At 36.4% G+C, this 16,922-nt stretch carries 15 protein-coding genes; 5 read left to right on the forward strand and 10 right to left on the reverse strand.

All coding sequences use genetic code 11. The annotated features are described in order from the left end of the window. Nucleotides 1-10: 10 nt before the first annotated feature. The 4 genes from ilvC (at nucleotide 11) to azu (ending at nucleotide 5,144) form a co-directional block, all read left to right on the forward strand. Nucleotides 11-1,486 carry a ketol-acid reductoisomerase gene (ilvC, locus tag KFZ70_RS08295; RefSeq protein ID WP_139697299.1) on the forward strand — a complete coding sequence of 492 codons (1,476 nt, stop codon included), beginning with the start codon at nucleotides 11-13 and terminating at the stop codon, nucleotides 1,484-1,486. 10 nt (nucleotides 1,487-1,496) lie between these two features. Next, a complete protein-coding gene (gene ilvA, locus KFZ70_RS08300) occupies nucleotides 1,497-2,762 on the forward strand; it encodes a threonine ammonia-lyase IlvA (protein ID WP_139697296.1) in 1,266 nt (421 codons plus the stop codon). Nucleotides 2,763-2,925: 163 nt separating this feature from the next. Further along, entirely contained in the window at nucleotides 2,926-4,524 is a 1,599-nt protein-coding gene (locus KFZ70_RS08305) for an NADP-dependent glyceraldehyde-3-phosphate dehydrogenase (protein WP_199240678.1), read from the forward strand. Between the two features lie 110 nt (nucleotides 4,525-4,634). Further along, complete coding sequence (gene azu / locus KFZ70_RS08310) at nucleotides 4,635-5,144, forward strand: azurin (protein ID WP_139697293.1); 510 nt, start codon at nucleotides 4,635-4,637, stop codon at nucleotides 5,142-5,144. Nucleotides 5,145-5,246: 102 nt separating this feature from the next. Here the strand turns inward: azu and KFZ70_RS08315 are convergent, their stop codons facing one another. Beyond that, nucleotides 5,247-8,060 carry a TonB-dependent receptor gene (locus KFZ70_RS08315; protein ID WP_139697291.1) on the reverse strand — a complete coding sequence of 938 codons (2,814 nt, stop codon included), beginning with the start codon at nucleotides 8,058-8,060 and terminating at the stop codon, nucleotides 5,247-5,249. 158 nt (nucleotides 8,061-8,218) lie between these two features. On the opposite strand from KFZ70_RS08315, the gene KFZ70_RS08320 reads away from it, so the two are divergent. Then, nucleotides 8,219-8,590, forward strand: coding sequence for a transmembrane 220 family protein (locus tag KFZ70_RS08320; RefSeq protein ID WP_139697288.1), 372 nt, complete (start codon nucleotides 8,219-8,221; stop codon nucleotides 8,588-8,590). Nucleotides 8,591-8,643: 53 nt separating this feature from the next. Here the strand turns inward: KFZ70_RS08320 and KFZ70_RS08325 are convergent, their stop codons facing one another. The 9 genes from KFZ70_RS08325 to KFZ70_RS08365 form a co-directional block, all read right to left on the reverse strand. Continuing rightward, complete coding sequence (locus KFZ70_RS08325; protein ID WP_139697286.1) at nucleotides 8,644-9,366, reverse strand: ThuA domain-containing protein; 723 nt, start codon at nucleotides 9,364-9,366, stop codon at nucleotides 8,644-8,646. Nucleotides 9,367-9,379: 13 nt separating this feature from the next. Further along, nucleotides 9,380-9,523, reverse strand: a complete 144-nt coding sequence (locus KFZ70_RS08330; RefSeq protein WP_394344300.1) for a hypothetical protein — start codon at nucleotides 9,521-9,523, stop codon at nucleotides 9,380-9,382. Next, nucleotides 9,504-10,511, reverse strand: a complete 1,008-nt coding sequence (locus KFZ70_RS08335; RefSeq protein WP_139698913.1) for an IS30 family transposase — start codon at nucleotides 10,509-10,511, stop codon at nucleotides 9,504-9,506. Before KFZ70_RS08335 ends, KFZ70_RS08330 begins: the two co-directional genes overlap by 20 nt. Before the next feature lie 76 nt (nucleotides 10,512-10,587). Then, on the reverse strand, nucleotides 10,588-11,415 hold the full coding sequence (locus KFZ70_RS08340) for a hydroxypyruvate isomerase family protein (protein WP_139695253.1): 828 nt from the start codon (nucleotides 11,413-11,415) through the stop codon (nucleotides 10,588-10,590). 12 nt (nucleotides 11,416-11,427) lie between these two features. Next, nucleotides 11,428-12,231 carry a DUF1080 domain-containing protein gene (locus KFZ70_RS08345; protein ID WP_139695252.1) on the reverse strand — a complete coding sequence of 268 codons (804 nt, stop codon included), beginning with the start codon at nucleotides 12,229-12,231 and terminating at the stop codon, nucleotides 11,428-11,430. A gap of 97 nt (nucleotides 12,232-12,328) precedes the next feature. Continuing rightward, entirely contained in the window at nucleotides 12,329-12,844 is a 516-nt protein-coding gene (locus tag KFZ70_RS08350) for a gluconate 2-dehydrogenase subunit 3 family protein (protein WP_407516163.1), read from the reverse strand. After that, a complete protein-coding gene (locus KFZ70_RS08355; protein WP_139695250.1) occupies nucleotides 12,837-14,528 on the reverse strand; it encodes a GMC oxidoreductase in 1,692 nt (563 codons plus the stop codon). The genes KFZ70_RS08350 and KFZ70_RS08355 overlap by 8 nt, the downstream gene beginning before the upstream one ends. An 8-nt stretch (nucleotides 14,529-14,536) precedes the next feature. Further along, the gene (locus KFZ70_RS08360) at nucleotides 14,537-15,166 is read right to left on the reverse strand and encodes a gluconate 2-dehydrogenase subunit 3 family protein (protein WP_158293173.1); all 630 of its coding nucleotides are present in this window, start codon (nucleotides 15,164-15,166) and stop codon (nucleotides 14,537-14,539) included. A gap of 4 nt (nucleotides 15,167-15,170) precedes the next feature. Further along, the gene (locus KFZ70_RS08365; protein WP_139695248.1) at nucleotides 15,171-16,895 is read right to left on the reverse strand and encodes a GMC oxidoreductase; all 1,725 of its coding nucleotides are present in this window, start codon (nucleotides 16,893-16,895) and stop codon (nucleotides 15,171-15,173) included. Nucleotides 16,896-16,922 lie beyond the last annotated feature (27 nt).

The following is a 16,922-nucleotide window of genomic DNA, read 5'->3' on the forward strand; positions in this document are numbered from 1 at the left end:
AAAAATAGAAATGGGAAATTATTTTAACACACTGTCGCTAAGAGATAAGTTAAATCAATTATCGAAGTGTAGATTTATGGACGCTTCTGAATTTGCAGACGGAGTAAATGCTTTAAAAGGTAAGAAGATCGTTATCGTAGGATGCGGTGCTCAGGGATTAAATCAAGGTCTTAATATGAGAGATTCCGGGTTAGACGTGTCTTATGCATTACGTGATGCAGCCATAGCAGAAAAGCGTGCTTCATATGTTAATGCTACTGAAAACGGATTTACCGTTGGAACCTATCAGGAGTTGATTCCAACCGCCGATTTAGTGTTAAACTTAACGCCAGATAAACAACATACCAGTGCAGTAAATGCTGTGATGCCTTTAATGAAAAAAGGAGCTACCTTATCATATTCTCACGGATTTAATATTGTTGAAGAGGGTATGCAAATTCGGGAAGACCTAACAGTAATTATGGTGGCACCTAAGTCACCAGGTTCAGAAGTTCGTGAAGAGTACAAACGTGGTTTTGGAGTGCCTACATTAATTGCTGTGCACGAAGAAAACGATCCAGAAGGAAAAGGTTGGGCGCAAGCAAAGGCCTACGCTGTAGCGACTGGAGGAGACAGAGCAGGTGTTTTAGAGTCGTCATTCATTGCTGAGGTAAAATCAGATTTAATGGGTGAGCAAACTATTCTTTGTGGTTTGTTACAAACAGGGTCTATTCTTTGTTTTGATAAAATGATAGAGGAAGGCATTGACCCAGGTTATGCGTCTAAATTAATTCAGTATGGTTGGGAAACGGTTACAGAAGGTTTAAAATACGGTGGTATTACTAACATGATGGATCGTTTATCAAACCCAGCAAAAATTAAAGCTTTTGAGTTGTCAGAAGAATTAAAAGATATCATGCGTCCGTTATTCCAAAAGCATATGGATGATATTATTGAAGGCGAGTTTTCTAAAACCATGATGGAAGATTGGGCTAATGACGATAAAAACTTATTATCATGGAGAGCAGCTACGGCTGAAACAAATTTTGAAAAAACTCCAGCGAGTGATGTTGAAATTTCAGAGCAAGAATACTATGATAATGGTGTACTTATGGTAGCATTTGTTCGTGCAGGTGTAGAGTTAGCTTTTGAAGCGATGACAGATTCAGGTATTATTGATGCGTCTGCTTATTATGAATCGTTACATGAAACACCGCTTATTGCAAACACTATTGCTAGAAAGAAATTATACGAAATGAACCGTGTGATTTCTGATACGGCAGAATACGGATGTTATTTATTTGATCATGCATGTAAGCCCTTATTGACTGATTTTATGAAAACAGTATCAACTGATGTTATTGGTAAAGCTTATGCAAAAGATAATGGTAAAGGTGTTGATAACGCTAAGTTAATAGCTATTAATAAAGTATTGAGAGAACATCCTGTTGAAAAAGTTGGAGAATTCTTAAGAGCTTCCATGACCGCTATGAAGCCCATAGTATAAAACACAATTTATGAGTAAGGAAAACAAAACATATTTTCCTAAAATAGATGATATAAAGGTAGCTGCCGATACTATTAGAAAAGTATCGGCAGTTACGCCTTTAGGTCAAAGCTTGAGGTACTCAAAACAGTTTGAAGCCCGTGTGTTTTTTAAGCGTGAAGACTTACAGCAAGTTAGGTCTTATAAAATTAGAGGCGCTTATAATAAAATTAGTTCTTTGTCGCCCAAGCAATCAAAACAAGGTGTGGTTTGTGCAAGTGCAGGAAACCATGCGCAAGGTGTAGCGTTATCTTGTAAACTATTGGGAATACGCGGAACCATTTATATGCCAGCTCCTACACCAAACCAGAAAATTGAACAGGTTAAGATGTTTGGAGAGCACTTCATAGAAATAAAACTTGTAGGAGACACTTTTGATGATGCTTATTATGCTGCCATAAACGAATGTGAGGCTTTAGGTAAAACCTTTATTCATCCGTTTGATGATGAAAAAGTTATTGAAGGTCAGGCTACCATCGGACTTGAAATTTTAGATCAGACAACTGTAGCTGTTGATTATGTATTTATTCCTGTTGGCGGTGGCGGTTTGGCTGCAGGCTTGTCAACCGTTTTTAAAACATTATCCCCGCAAACAAAAATTATTGGTGTAGAGCCCGAAGGCGCATCTTCTATGTTGGTTTCTATCAAAAACAATAAAAATACAGAGTTAAGTAGAATAGAAAAATTTATTGATGGCGCTGCTGTAAAACGGGTGGGCAACTTAAATTTTGCTATATGTAAACAGTATTTAGATGATATAATAGCGGTGCCTGAAGGTAAAGTTTGTGAAACCATTTTAGAACTTTATAATAAAGATGCCATAGTGGTAGAACCAGCAGGCGCATTAAGCATTTCTGCACTTGATTTTTATGCTGAAAAAATCAAAGGTAAAAACGTGGTTTGTGTAGTGAGTGGCAGCAATAATGATATTACTAGAACGCCTGAAATTAAAGAGCGTGCTTTGTTATATGCCAATTTAAAGCATTATTTTATTATAAACTTTCCTCAACGAGCAGGGGCTTTAAAAGAATTTGTGGTTGATATTCTTGGTGAGAATGATGATATTACATATTTTCAATATGCTAAGAAAACCAACAGAGAAAATGGTTCGGCTGTAGTTGGTGTGCAATTAAAATCTTCAGATGATTTAGCGCCTCTTATAGCTAAATTAAAAAAACATAATTTCTATGGCGATTATCTAAATGATAAACCTGATCTTTTTCAGTTTTTAGTTTAGTTTTGTGAGACTCATATGTCGCAATCGTTTTCGTTGTTTTACAGAGAGTTATTGGTTGTTTTTTGGGTAAATTTCAGTTGTTTTTAGTTAATTTGGTGTTTGTAAGTGTAGCTAAAAAGATTAAGTATTTCTTTTTGTTGGCTGCAATTAAAATAAACTAACTATGGAAATAGAACAAACTTTTCAAGACATCCCTGAAGCATTTAAAATTACTAATTTATTACATCAAAAAACATATTTAGTTAATGGAGAGCTGAGATCTTGGAATGGAGAAACCGCAGAGGTGTATTCTACAATTTCATCGACCTCAGAATATAAGAAAACACTTCTTGGTACCATTCCGCAATTAGGTGAAAAAGAAGCTCTAGAGGTTTTAGAGTCAGCAAGCAATGCCTATGATAATGGTAAAGGACTATGGCCAACTATGAAAGTAGCCGATAGAATTGCCTGCATGGAAACCTTTGTAGAGCAAATGAAAACCAGGCGCGAAGAGGTTGTAAAATTATTAATGTGGGAGATTGGTAAGAATTTACCAGATTCAGAAAAGGAGTTTGATAGAACGGTTGATTACATATATGATACCATTGAAGCCTACAAACAAATAGATAGAAGTTCTGCAAAGTTTGAAAAAAACTCGGGTGTATATGCGCATATTCGTAGAGGGCCTTTGGGCGTTGTGTTATGTTTGGGACCTTATAATTATCCGTTAAATGAAACATTTACCCTGCTGATTCCCGCATTGATAATGGGGAACCCTGTTATTTTTAAGCCAGCTAAGTTAGGTGTTTTGTTAATTTCCCCTTTATTAGAGGCTTTTCAAAGTAGTTTCCCTGAAGGAGTTGTGAATATAGTGTATGGTCGCGGACGCGTTTTAGCAACGCCTATTATGCAATCGGGAAAAATAGATGTACTGGCTTTAATTGGGAATAGTAATTCAGCCAATGCACTTCAGGCGCAACACCCTAAAGGTAATAGGTTGCGCATGGTACTTGGGTTAGAGGCTAAAAACCCAGCCATTATTTTACCTGATGCCGATTTAGATTTAGCGGTTGAAGAGTGTATGGCAGGCACGCTATCGTTTAACGGTCAGCGTTGTACAGCACTAAAAGTGTTATACGTTCATGAGTCTGTTGTTGAAGAGTTTAATAGACGCTTTGCCTATAAAGTTGATAAACTTAAGTTTGGTAACCCATGGGACGACGGGGCTAAACTAACACCGCTTCCAGAAGATGGTAAGCCAGAATACATTCAAGAGCTAATTGATGATGCTAAAGAAAAAGGCGCTTCTGTTTTAAATAAAAAAGGAGGAGAAACCACAGAAAATTTTATTTTCCCGGCGGTTTTATATCCAGTAACCAAAGATATGAGAGTGTTTAAAGAAGAACAGTTTGGACCTGTTGTTCCTGTGGTTTCGTTTTCAGATATTGAAGAGCCGCTTGATGATATGGCAGAGTCTAATTATGGTCAACAAGTGAGTTTATTTGGGAAAAATATCCACACATTATCGCCTTTAATTGATACTTTGGTAAATTTGGTTTGTCGTGTTAATCTAAATAGTTCATGTCAAAGAGGTCCTGATGTTTATCCGTTTACAGGTAGAAAGGATTCTGCTTTTGGTACGTTAAGCGTACATGATGCGTTACGCTCTTTTTCAATTAGAACCTTTGTGGCTTCAAAAGACAATGAATATAATAATGCTATTTTAACGGAGCTTTTAGAAAAGAAAACGTCAAACTTTATTAGTACAGATTACATTTTATAACACCAGTGTTTTTCGTTTAATTTATTTCATTGAAAGAAACTATACCGTAAAATAGGTTTATATTAATATATTTGGGTGTATAGAAGTCTAATGAAAACAAAACACTAAAAATGAAAACATTCAAACACCTTATACTAGCCGTTTTTTCTTGTTTTATTATGGTAAGTTGTGGCGATAAAAAAGACAAGAAGAAAGAAGGTTTTAGTTATGAAAATAAGGCTGAAACCACTAACGAGGTTAAAAATGACATAAATGATGTGGTAATTACCGCTAATGATGCCATGCAGTTCAACAAGAAAGAAATTCGTGTGAAAGCAGGTGCGCCAGTCAAGATTACATTGAAGCATTTAGGGAAAATGGATAAAAATGTAATGGGGCATAATTTTGTGTTATTAAAATCTGGAACTGACTTGGTTGCGTTTGGCAATAAAGCAGCCACATCAAAGGAAACAGAATACATTCCCGAAGCTGGTAAAGATGTTATTGCGCATACCAAGCTTATTGGTGGCGGAGAAACAGCTGTAGTTGAATTTGAAGCTCCAGCAAAAGGAACTTACGAATTTTTATGTAGCTTTCCAGGGCATTATGCCATTATGAAAGGGACGTTTATTGTTGAGTAGTTTTAAGAATTAGAGTAAACAAAAAAGCGATGTTGTTCAGTAACATCGCTTTTTTGTTATCAGATGATTTTAAATTTTACTGGCTTATATGGTTGAACTAGGTTAAAACGTATAATTTAATTTTAGCATAGAACTTCTAGGTAAAATAGGAACAACAACAAAGCTGGCATCAGGATTAGCCTGAACAAATTCAGGAGTGGCTCCACTTCCAGAAGCACCAAAGCTGTTTGCTCCAAAAAAGTTAGCTAATCCTGCAGAGTTAAAAAGGTTGTTTATAATTACTTGAGCCGACCAGCTTTTAGTGATTTTATAGCCTAAACCAGTATTAAAAACACTGTAAGAAGGCAATTGGAAACCATTTGATACATTTCCTTCCCGTTGTCCCATGAATTGCCACTTAAAAAAAGCAGAGGTTTTGTTTTCGTCATATTCAGCTCCAAGGTGAAACATGATTTTTGGGTTAAAAGCTAATGTATTTCCTGAATAGTCATAAATAATATCGTCATCAGGATCTACAGTACCGTTAGCATCATATTCATGCCATTTCGTTGCTTTGGGGTCTTGAATCACTCCATGAAATAAAACGCGTAAAAAACTAAACGGTTTATATGAACTTTCCCATTCTAGGCCAATGGTTCTTGAAGTGTTAAACAGAATAGGGGTATAAAATACTTCGTTTGTTGAATCATCAAATTCAAAATTAGTGACACCAATATTCTTCAAAGTGCTCCAGAATAGAGTGCCTGAAGCAGAAAAGTTTTTTGTGGCATGTTTCAATCCAATTTCTGTTTGAATAATATTTTGAATCTCTCCTTTTTTGTTAATAGGAACATTTGAAAAATTATTGAAATAATAATTAAGCTCGGGGGCTTTATTGCCACTTGAAAACCGTCCGAATACAGATGTGTTTTCTGTGAGGCTATAGTTTATACCTGCCGAGTATGATACATAATTGTATAGGTAGTTAAAAAAGTCTTTTTCTCCCGTGGGAACCAAAATACCATTGTCATAGGCTGTATTTGGATTGCCGTCAACACCACCGTTCAATGTGTTTGGAGCGTATCTATCCTTGCTTCCTGTGTGTTTAATATGTTCAAAACGTAACCCCAAATCTAGATAGATTTTGTTGTTTATTTTAAATCGATCATTGATAAATGGGGCAATCTGTGAGATGTTTGCATTTGTATTAGCATAAAATAAACCACCGTAATTACTTACCCCATTGGCGTCAGAAAGTTCAATAATGGGTTGAGAAGGGTTTTCAAGGGTAACACGTAACATTTTAGGGGTTGGTTGATAGGTAGTATATCCAAAACTTCCTTGTGTAAAATGTTTCATGTCTGAAAAACCTAAAAACAAGCCAGAGCTAAACGTGTGATTTTCCCATTGCTTTTGAATAATAAGTTGGTTCATAAATTCATCGGCGTCTACATCTTTATACCATGCCGAAGTGCCCATGACGGCATCATTTGGTAATCTTCCATCTGTTAAATACTGTGCTGGTTGTCCAGATAAAATACCACTATTGTCAATTCTTGCAACTTCATGTCCATGTTCTGCATCTCTAAAGACTACCTGACCAATGGGGAAATTAGCCCCACTTATAAAATAGGCCAACGGATTATTTATGGATACAAAAGCATTACTTATAGATGTTTGCCAATTGGCATTTTTAGAAGAATATTTAAAATTGTTTTTTACTGTCCAATGCCTTCCTAGGTTTTGAGATAACTCAATGCCAGCCGCTAAATCTTTAGCATGAACCCCCTGAGCAGGGTTAAAGCGATTTGTGGCACCTTGTTGTAAATATCTTCCATCTGGAATATAGGCGTTAAACGACGGCATTAATAAAGATGTGTTTTTAAAATCTTGACCAAATGCTGCCGCGGGTTGATTCCAGTTTTTTGCAGCAACACCTGTGTATCTGTTAGTGTAGTCGTTCAGCGTTTTTCCGTAAATTTTAAAATAACCGTTTTTATGGGTTTTGGTAAGATCAAATTTTAATTGTCCGCCTTTGCTAAACGTAAACTCAGAATTTCTAGCGCCTTCGTCATGGCGATAGTGACCACCAATATTGAAAAACCAGTTATTAGACAAGGGACCGCCAATGTGTGTGTCTATACGATAAATAGGATTGCTATCGCCTTGAATTCCCGCTGAAGTTTGAACAATACCTTTGAGGTTATGGTTAGCACCATGCGATAAGAAATTAAAAATACCGCCAGGCGCATTCGCAGCAGTAATAGCAGCACTTCCTCCTCTAATGGCCTCAACTTTTTTGGTCGTTAAATCATAACGATGAAATAAATCGGGTGAATAGTATGAGTGCTGCGCCAAGCTAACAGGAAGTCCGTCTTCTTGAAGAGAAACATAATACCAGCCCATATCATCTTCAGCAGAAGCAGAAACCCCTCGTGTATACACCCTCGTGAAAACCTCACCGGCCGATGCGTCAACAAAAACGCCTGATACGTCTTGAAGTAAATTAGCTGTTCCTCTAGGGAAAACGCCTTGGATGTCTTTTGGGGTTAAGGCACTTACCGAGGTGCTTGATTGTAAATTCAATCTGGAGTCAAAAGAGCCCGTAATAATAACCGTTTTCAGATTTATTAAATCAGGAACTAACTCAAAAACCAAGTTCAAATTATTATTTCTTATTTCAATGTTTTGTGACTGGGTTTCAAATCCTAGATAATAAGACGTTATGGTATAACTGCCGTCAGGAATATCACTGAATATAAATTCTCCATAACTATTTGTTGAGGTGCTTAGGTTTTTTGGGTGCAAGTATATGGTTACATTTTCTAAAGGTTTGTTATTACTGGTAGCAGTTCCTTTTATGTTACCTTGCGAAAATATTGGTAAGCTAGTAAAAAATATGATTAAGAAAAATAGACTAAATTTTGTGTAATTCATTAGTAGGTTTTATGTGCTTAAAATGTTTGACAAATATGCAAAATTAAAAAGCTGCGGATAATTATTTACTGAAAAAATAAACAGATTTTCTTCCAGTATAAACTAATTTTGTTGTTTTACTGAAAAATTAGAGGCCTATTTTTAACAACGATATATTTATGAGAATCCCATCAAAATTAAATAAAGGTATTAAGATTGTATTGTTTGTAATATTCATCATGTTTGCAGTGTTGCAGCTTAATGATCCCGATCCCGTTTTTTGGGTTATTATTTATGGAACGGTGGCGGTTTTGTGTTTGATTTCAGGTTTAAAAAGTATATCTAAATTTATTTTATGGACGGCTTTAGTGGCGGTGTTGCTCTTATCTGTTAGATATTTTCCTTATGTAGTAGATTGGTGGCAAACAGACAACAGAAATGAGATTTTTGGAGAGATGGTTTATGAGAAGCCTTATTTAGAAGGATCTAGAGAATTTATTGGCTTAATTTTATCAGCCTTAGCTTTGTTGTATTTATTACGAAGTAAGTAAGATGTTAATAGGGGTGTAGTTTTTTAAAAAACGAAATATGTTACATTAGGCTTTTATCGGCCTAAGGCGTATGTTATGCCTCCTAGTATATGTTTTAGAAACATAGGGTCAGAAAAACTTTCATCGGTATGACCGAGACCCGTATAAAATGCTGAGCCTCCAAGTGTTTTATGGTACCACGAAATGGGGTGAAAGTTGCCATTTTCACCACCTTCATAGCTATTTTCGTCTACTGTTAATAGTACATTAATATGTTTACAGAAATCTTTGTAGTTATACCACTCATCAAATCGAGTCCATGTATTATCTAAAAAATGAGTGGCTTGATGTGTTTTGTTTAAAACATGAAGTGTCGCGTTTTGTTGTTTAGGGTGATTATTAAAACGAGCGCCAACTAGTTTGGTGTACCAATGAGATTGTGGTTCAGCTATGGGAGCAGCATGTATACCAACGTAGCCGCCACCATTTTTTATAAACCTTTTAAATGTGTTAAGCTGCTTATGGTTAAAAACACGCCCCGTAGTACTTAGAAAAACGACAACAGAAGTGTTTTTTAGATTTGCAGTAAGTTCTTGAGCGTCTTCTGTAGCCTTAACTTTGAAATTATTATCTACACCTAATTTTTTTATACTTTCTATACCTGGCTCTATGGAAGTGTGTCGGTATCCAGTAGTTTTTGAGAATATATAAACTAAGGGCTTCTTATCTTGGCTTAAAACGGTTAGTGAGGTTATAAGAAAACAAAAACTTAAAAAATGTATTAGGTGTATTTTCATAAGTGTTTTGTTCTTAAAAACTAGATGTGTCTTTGTAAGCCTCAATGACAGCTTGTTCACCTGCTTTACCCGGCTTTGAGTTTTTGTGTTCCATGCCTAAGATACCTTGAAATCCTTTTGAATGAATATAGCTGAGTTCAACCCATAAGTGCAACACACTTATTATTTAGGACTTCAATAGGGTTATTATAATTAAACTTTCTAATAGGTCTGTAATTTAGTAATTTTTCAACTTCTTTTATTCTTTTGATTGATACTTCTCTAAGGTCTGTTTTCTTTGGAAAAAACCTTCTTATAACGCCTATTCTATTTTCTACTGTTCCTTTATCCTGAGAGGTATATGGTCTTGTAAAGTATGTTTTTACATTTAAGTCTTTCGCTATTTTATTGTGTTGTGCAAATTCTTTTCCATTATCAAAAGTTATGGTCTTTATCCAAGATGAGTTAAAGTTTGTGAGTCTTTTACTCATTTTTTGATAGACTTCATCTGCATTTTTACTACCCAGTTTTTCTATCATAGTTATCAATGTTGTTCTATCTGTCATTACTAATAACGCTGATTTGTGGTTGCTTCCCATCATTAAATCTACTTCTATATCTCCAATGCGAGAACGTTGGTTTACGACCTGGGGACGTTTATCTATGCCTACGCGCCCTGTTATTGCACCTCGTTTATCCTTTACATTGTTCCTTTTTTGCCTTCTACCTGTATGGCGTAGGTGTTTGTAAAGGTTCTTGTAGCGTTTGTGTTTTCTATGATTGCTATGTTTTGCAGTCCATATCCATTTATAAATAGTCTCGTGACTCACGCAGGTTTCAGCTTCTTTAGCAAGTCTTTTAGCTATGAGTTCTGGGCTCCATTTCTCATATTCCATTAATCCAGCAATACGTTCTTTAAGCTGATCTGTCAACGCTATAGACTTTGTTTTGGTACAATGCCTGTCATTTGTCTTTTGATGGGCGTGTTCTGGCAAGTATTTACCAGATGTTCGGCCTCTACTTGGTGTATTCCTCTTTAATTCTCGTGATATACTACTCTTATTAAAACCTATTGTTTTAGCTATTTGAGTAATACTTATTCCTGCATCTAATAACGCAGAGATTTGATACCTTTGTGGTAAGGTCAATTGTTTATAATGTTTCATCCAAAACGAATATAAATATTGAGCCTAAAATAGATGGGGCTAGCCCCATCTATTTTAAATATTCGTGTTGCACTTATTAATTGAACTTAGAATATTTAAAAATATTTTTAAAATTTATTTCTCCTGTTGTGGGTTCTGTCCTGCCTGGATTGTCTCCTATTTGAAAATATGCAATTTCATCCCAGCATTGTTCAATATTAGGAATCAGGTTGCCCTCCTGTATTTGTTGATGATAAATATCAAACAATATTTTACAAGATGGTGAATTCACTGCTTTACAAATTTGGTAAGCTTGCGGACTTTTAGAGAGGAACTGCCCTGGATGAAGTCTGAAATTTAATGGTTCTAAAACCATAGTAATATCGTGTTGTTCAAGTAGGCTACAGGCTTGCTTTAAGGCTTCAATAACATGATGCGTTTGGTAGTCTATGTGTTGTTTTAAGTCTAAATGGCCAGGAACAACCGTTATCCATTTGGCATTAACGCGTTTGGCAACTTCTATAGATTCTTTTATTTGTTTTAAAAAAGCATCGCGTAATTCAATGTTTCCTGTAGTGAGTGTAGGTTGTTTCCAATTAATATCATGCGCTACAAAAACTCCCATTTTAATGTTTCTATCGGTCATAACTCTAACCATAGACTCTTGAAGCTGGATGGGTCTTTTTTTGATATTGTTGTCCTCGAAAGCCGTAAAACCCTGATCGGCTATAAAATGTAACTGATCTAGTGGGTCTTTGCCAGCGTGTTGTTCAAACATGCCTAAATGAGGCGCAAAGTTCATTTTGAATTTAGAATAGTGACTATTAAATGAAGAAGCAGAGTTGTTGGCTGTTACATGTTGAATGCCAATTCCTGCGAGGGTGGCTGCCAAGGTGCTTTTTTTTAAAAAGTATCGTCTCTTCATATCAATAAATTTCTATAATTCAAGAATTTCAATGTCCTTAAACTCTACAGGATGGCTTTCACTTTGAAGCGAAATATAACCACCAGTTACAGGTTGCCCTTCTTTTGCTTTCCAGAAATCTTCATTGTAATCTACTTTTCCGCCGTATTGAGGTTTGTAATATTGCAAGACCAGTTCGTCATTAATGTAGTGCTTAATGATGGAATCTTTTCTAACTTCAATTTCAACACTTATCCATTGTTCTCCGTGATAGGTTTTAGAAGAAGAGCTAATACAATGTTCGGTTTGTAAAGCGCCCTGCATTTCAACATGGGTGCCTGGTGTACATAAGTTGGCTGTTGAACGCTCATCAACGCCATTGCCACCTAGCAATTGAACCTCAATGGAAACAGGGAAGTTTTGTTCTAGCCCAATGTTTTTTGGGTTTTCACAGTGAATCATAATCCCACTATTTCTATTGGCCCACGCGGCACCATCTGATAATTGTTTGCCTGTAAATCTATATTTCATTCTAAAGCGGTAGTTTGAAAAAGGCTTCTTATAGTAAATATGTCCAAATGCATTATTAAAGGTATCTTTATAGCTTTTATAATTTACTTTTAACACGCCATTTTCAGCAATAAACGTATTGTTGTAGTTCTCACCCACAGGGTGTCCTTTTATTTTTACAATCCAATCGTTTAAATCTTTGCCATTGAATAGTTTTACCCAGCTTTCAGATTTTGAGATAGGGATTTCTGCTTTTTTATGCTGTTTACAGGAAATTATTAAAGCGATAAAAAGTATAGGTATTAGTTGTTTACATCGTGTTATCATTAAAATTATGTTTTTGTAGTTATGTTATAAAGACCAGGCTTTACCTCTCGTGGCTTCTTCAACAGAGATACAGCCTTTTTGGGAGGCTGGAATAGGGTCATAGGCTAAAACATTTTTCTCCAATTACTTCACTGGTTTTAAAAGCCCATACAGCTTGGTTTCTTAAGTTTACTAAAGCTTTGTAGGTTATGTCTTTATCTTTCTTAAATTGCTGTTGCTCTTTTTTTGAGGTTTTTAAATAGCGTTTAAGTAAGTCATCATAATCCTCGTTTTTTAACTTACTAACGCCAGATTCTGTAATAGGTAAGGCTTTTAAAATACTTTGAATTTCAATTCGATATTGAGCAGCTTGCTCTTGATCATAAACCTTATAAGCATATAAATCTATAAATTCTGGTACATTAACATCAAGAGCTCCGGGAGTTTTTTCTGTTTTAGGTAACATGAGATCGATGAGATTTTTTATAACAAGGCCTTCATCTGTATCAAAGAATATGGGTTTCCATTGGTTTTCTTTTGTTTGGCAACTTTGTAGTATGCTAAAAGCACTGGGAATTGTTGCGGTATAACCTAAGGTTAAACCAATATTTTTTATAGCGTCACGTCTATTCATTTTTTAAGGCTTTAAATTGTTTGATAGCATGATGGGCAGCTCTCGCTGTAAGTGCCATATAAGTCAACGACGGATTTTGACATCCTGAAGAGGTCATACAAGCGCCATCTGTAACATAAACATTTGGAACCGAATGAATTTGATTGTTTTTGTTTAACACAGATGTTTTAGGATTGTGCCCCATTCTAGCGGTGCCCATTTCATGAATACCAATACCAGGAGCTTTCGGCGTATCTCGAGTATTGATATTTTTGAACCCTGCTTTTTCTAACATATCTACGGCCTGGTTAACCATATCTTTCCTCATGGTATATTCATTTTCTTTCCATTCGGCATCGAAGGTTATGGTTGGTAATCCCCATTGATCTAATTTATTATAATCTAAAGTCATTTTATTGTCGTGATAGGGCAAACATTCGCCAAACCCTCCCATGCCCAATCTCCATTCACCGGGTTTAAGAATTTCTTCTTTGAACTCCGCTCCATAAGCTAATTCAGCAACGTATTCAGAAAAACTCCCTCGACTAGCTCTACCTTGATAACCATATCCTCTTAAAAAGTCTTTTTGTTTACTGGCGTTGTCACCAAGATTTCTAAATCTAGGAATGTAAAAACCATTAGGGCGTCTGCCTTTATAGTAAAACGCATCAAAATCCTCAATAGACCCTGAAGCGCCCGCTCCAAGATGATGATCCATAATGTTATGTCCTAATTCTCCTGAATCATTTCCAAGACCATCAGGGAATCTATCTGATTTTGATTGCAATAAAATACTAGCCGAAGCCATAGCAGAAGCACAACAAAAAATGATATCCGCCTTGAATTCAAGTTTTTCTTTAGTTTGTGCATCAATTATTTTAACGCCAGTGGCCTTTTTTTTGTTGGCATCATAGATGATTTCATACGCAATAGAATGCGGTCTGAGTGTCATGTTTCCTGTACGTTGCGCTGCTGGTAAAGTAGAGGCATTGCTGCTAAAATATCCGCCGTAAGGACAGCCGCGAATGCATCTGTTTCTAAATTGACATTTTCCCCGGCCTTCATGAAGTTTATTACTGGTAGTATTAGCTGTCCTTCCAATGGTTAAAACGCGGCCATGATTTTTTGACATTTGTTCCTTTAAGTGAAGCTCCACACAATTGAGTTCCATGGGAGGTTCAAAAATACCGTCAGGAAGTTGTGGTAATCCTAAGGCTTCTCCACTTACTCCAATATATGTTTCAACATAATCATACCACGGGGCTATGTCTTTATATCTTATAGGCCAATCAACACCATGGCCATCGGTGATGTTGGCTTCAAAATCTAAATCACTTAGCCTGTAGCTTTGTCTGCCCCAGGTAATTGATCGGCCCCCAACATGATAACCGCGCATCCAATCAAAGCGTTTCGTTTCATTATAAGGATGATCAATATCGTCAACAAACCAATGTCTGCTTTCATTTTTTATGGTATAACCCGTTCTACCTTGTTTTAGTTGTCTGGCTTTTTCTTCGGGGGTTGTTGCGCCTCTCAGTTCTTGATCCCAGGGGTCTAAGTTCATGGTAGGGTAATCTGCTACATGGTTTATCATTCTTCCGCGTTCCAGAACTAAAGTTTTGAGTCCGTTTTCACATAATTCTTTAGCAGCCCAGCCACCTGTTATGCCTGTGCCTATTACAATGGCATCGTAAGTTTCTCTCATAATTTAATTTATAAAGACCACGTTTTTCCTTGTGTTGCTTCTTCAAGAGGGATGCAACCTAAATAATTACCTGGAACAGGATCATAGGCTAAAATCGTTTCACCAACTTCTTCTGATGTACAGTAACCAAAAATGGCATAATATCTTACTGAAAATAAAAATTTGTACACGTGAAAAGGTTCTAATTCATCTTTAGGAATATGGTTTAATTTTTGATTTTGTCTTTTAATAATGGTCTGCTTATCTGTTTCAGAACGGTTAAAATATATATCTAAAAGGTGATTGAAATCTTCTTTTGTTCCTGAAGCAACTGGTTTGTTAAATGTTTTAGTAAATACATGCGAAAAATAAGTTGCACCTTTTTTAAATATATCTTGATTTTGCTTTAATTCAATGTCGTGATACATCATGTCTAAAAACTGAGGAACATTAACATCTAAAGCGCCTAAAGTGTCTGTTTTTGGAATAAATAGATTGGACAAATGAGTGACAATATGCTTTTCCTCTGCAGACAGAAATAAAGGTTCCCATGTTTCTGTTTTGTCCTGGCATGATACCAAAATATGCATTATAGTAGGTGTTGCAGCTGCAACACCCAAACCTTTAGCTAAGTTTTTTATTGCTGTTCTTCTATCCATGCCATTAGCTGTCTTTATTCTTTTTAAATGTTTTGGCCGCATGATTGGCAGCTCTGGCTGTAAAAGCCATGTAGGTAAGCGATGGGTTTTGACAAGCTGAAGAGGTCATAAACGAACCGTCTGTGACATATACATTGGGGACTGAGTGAATTTGATTGTATTTGTTGAGAACAGATGTTTTAGGATCATATCCCATTCTAGCCGTTCCCATTTCATGAATGCAAGCTCCTGGTATGGCTTTTCCTATGTAGCCTTTTACATTTTTATAACCAGCTGCTTTTAACATGGCAATGGCCTGGTCTCTCATATCTTCTCGCATTTTTATTTCATTTTCTTTGATTTCGGCATCAAAGGTTACCGTTGGCAATCCCCATTGGTCAGGCTTGTCATAGTTTAGCGTTATTTTGTTGTCATGATATGGCAGGCATTCACCAAAACCTCCCATACCAATGCGCCATGGGCCAGGTTTTAAAATGTCATCTTTTAAATTTTTGCCGTAACTTAATTCAGAGACAGCATGCTGCCAATTGGTTCGGCTTGCTCCACCTTGATATCCGTAGCCTCTAAGAAAGTTTTTTTGTTTTGTTTTATCATCACCAAGATTTCTAAATCTAGGAATATAAAAGCCATTTGGACGCCGCCCTTTATAATATTTATCTGAAAACCCATCTACTTCGGCTTGTGCGCCCACTGCGTAGTGGTGATCCATAAGATTATGACCTAATTCACCCGAATCATTTCCCAGTCCGTTGGGGAAACGTTTTGATTTTGATTGCATCAAAATACTAGTAGAAGCAATTGTTGAAGCACAGCAAAAAATGATATCGGCCTTAAAAAATAGGTTTTCATTCGTTTCTGCATCAATAACTTTTACGCCTGTCGCTTTTTTTAATTTCTCGTCATAAACAATTTCATAAGCAATAGAATGAGGTCTTAAATGCATGTTTCCGGTGCGTTCTGCTGCTGGTAGGGTACAAGAGTTGCTGCTGAAATATCCTCCAAAGGGACAGCCTCGCATGCATCTATTTCGGTATTGACACTTACTTCGCCCTTCGTGATGTTTGTTGCCCGTAATATGGGCCGCCCTTCCTATGGTTAAAAGTCTATCATCAAAATTTTCAGAAATCTTATCTTTTAAATCTGTTTCAACACAGTTCAGTTCCATAGGAGGTTCTAGTTTTCCGTCTGGAAGATGAGGTAAGCCCAGATTCTCACCTGAAACGCCAATAAATTCTTCAACCTTATCATACCAAGGGGCAATGTCTTTGTAGCGCACGGGCCAATCAACCCCATGTCCATCTTTTTTATTTGCCTCAAAATCCAGATCGCTCAATCTATACGATTGCTTGCCCCACATGATAGAGCGTCCGCCAACATGATAGCCTCTTAGCCAAAGGTATTCTTTGGTTTCGTTGTATGGGTGTTTTAAGTCATCAACAAACCAGTGCTTTGTATCGGGACGCGTTAGCCCACCATTCCATAGTTGACTTTGTTTGTGTTGGTTCTTTAATGCGTCAGGATGCTGTCTTTCACGGTGTTTAAAATCCCATGGATCCATGTGCATGGTTGGGTAGTCTTCAATATGTTTTACCATACGTCCGCGCTCTAAAACCAAAGTTTTTAGTCCGTTTTCACAAAGTTCTTTGGCAGCCCAACCGCCACTAATTCCAGTACCAATAACAATGGCGTCATATGTTTCAGGATTTTCCGTAATGGGTTTATTAATCATTTAAATAGTCTATAATTTAGTAATATT

Origin of the sequence: Allotamlana fucoidanivorans, assembly GCF_045788535.1 — a bacterium.
GTDB classification, from domain to species: domain Bacteria; phylum Bacteroidota; class Bacteroidia; order Flavobacteriales; family Flavobacteriaceae; genus Allotamlana; species Allotamlana fucoidanivorans.

What these genes read in the sequence shown, in the direction of transcription:
- ilvC (WP_139697299.1), top strand. Translation starts at nt 11, where the DNA reads ATGGGAAATTATTTTAACACACTGTCGCTAAGAGATAAGTTAAATCAA.
- ilvA (WP_139697296.1), top strand. Translation starts at nt 1,497, where the DNA reads ATGAGTAAGGAAAACAAAACATATTTTCCTAAAATAGATGATATAAAG.
- KFZ70_RS08305 (WP_199240678.1), top strand. Translation starts at nt 2,926, where the DNA reads ATGGAAATAGAACAAACTTTTCAAGACATCCCTGAAGCATTTAAAATT.
- azu (WP_139697293.1), top strand. Translation starts at nt 4,635, where the DNA reads ATGAAAACATTCAAACACCTTATACTAGCCGTTTTTTCTTGTTTTATT.
- KFZ70_RS08315 (WP_139697291.1), bottom strand. Translation starts at nt 8,060, where the DNA reads ATGAATTACACAAAATTTAGTCTATTTTTCTTAATCATATTTTTTACT.
- KFZ70_RS08320 (WP_139697288.1), top strand. Translation starts at nt 8,219, where the DNA reads ATGAGAATCCCATCAAAATTAAATAAAGGTATTAAGATTGTATTGTTT.
- KFZ70_RS08325 (WP_139697286.1), bottom strand. Translation starts at nt 9,366, where the DNA reads ATGAAAATACACCTAATACATTTTTTAAGTTTTTGTTTTCTTATAACC.
- KFZ70_RS08335 (WP_139698913.1), bottom strand. Translation starts at nt 10,511, where the DNA reads ATGAAACATTATAAACAATTGACCTTACCACAAAGGTATCAAATCTCT.
- KFZ70_RS08340 (WP_139695253.1), bottom strand. Translation starts at nt 11,415, where the DNA reads ATGAAGAGACGATACTTTTTAAAAAAAAGCACCTTGGCAGCCACCCTC.
- KFZ70_RS08345 (WP_139695252.1), bottom strand. Translation starts at nt 12,231, where the DNA reads ATGATAACACGATGTAAACAACTAATACCTATACTTTTTATCGCTTTA.
- KFZ70_RS08350 (WP_407516163.1), bottom strand. Translation starts at nt 12,844, where the DNA reads ATGAATAGACGTGACGCTATAAAAAATATTGGTTTAACCTTAGGTTAT.
- KFZ70_RS08355 (WP_139695250.1), bottom strand. Translation starts at nt 14,528, where the DNA reads ATGAGAGAAACTTACGATGCCATTGTAATAGGCACAGGCATAACAGGT.
- KFZ70_RS08360 (WP_158293173.1), bottom strand. Translation starts at nt 15,166, where the DNA reads ATGGATAGAAGAACAGCAATAAAAAACTTAGCTAAAGGTTTGGGTGTT.
- KFZ70_RS08365 (WP_139695248.1), bottom strand. Translation starts at nt 16,895, where the DNA reads ATGATTAATAAACCCATTACGGAAAATCCTGAAACATATGACGCCATT.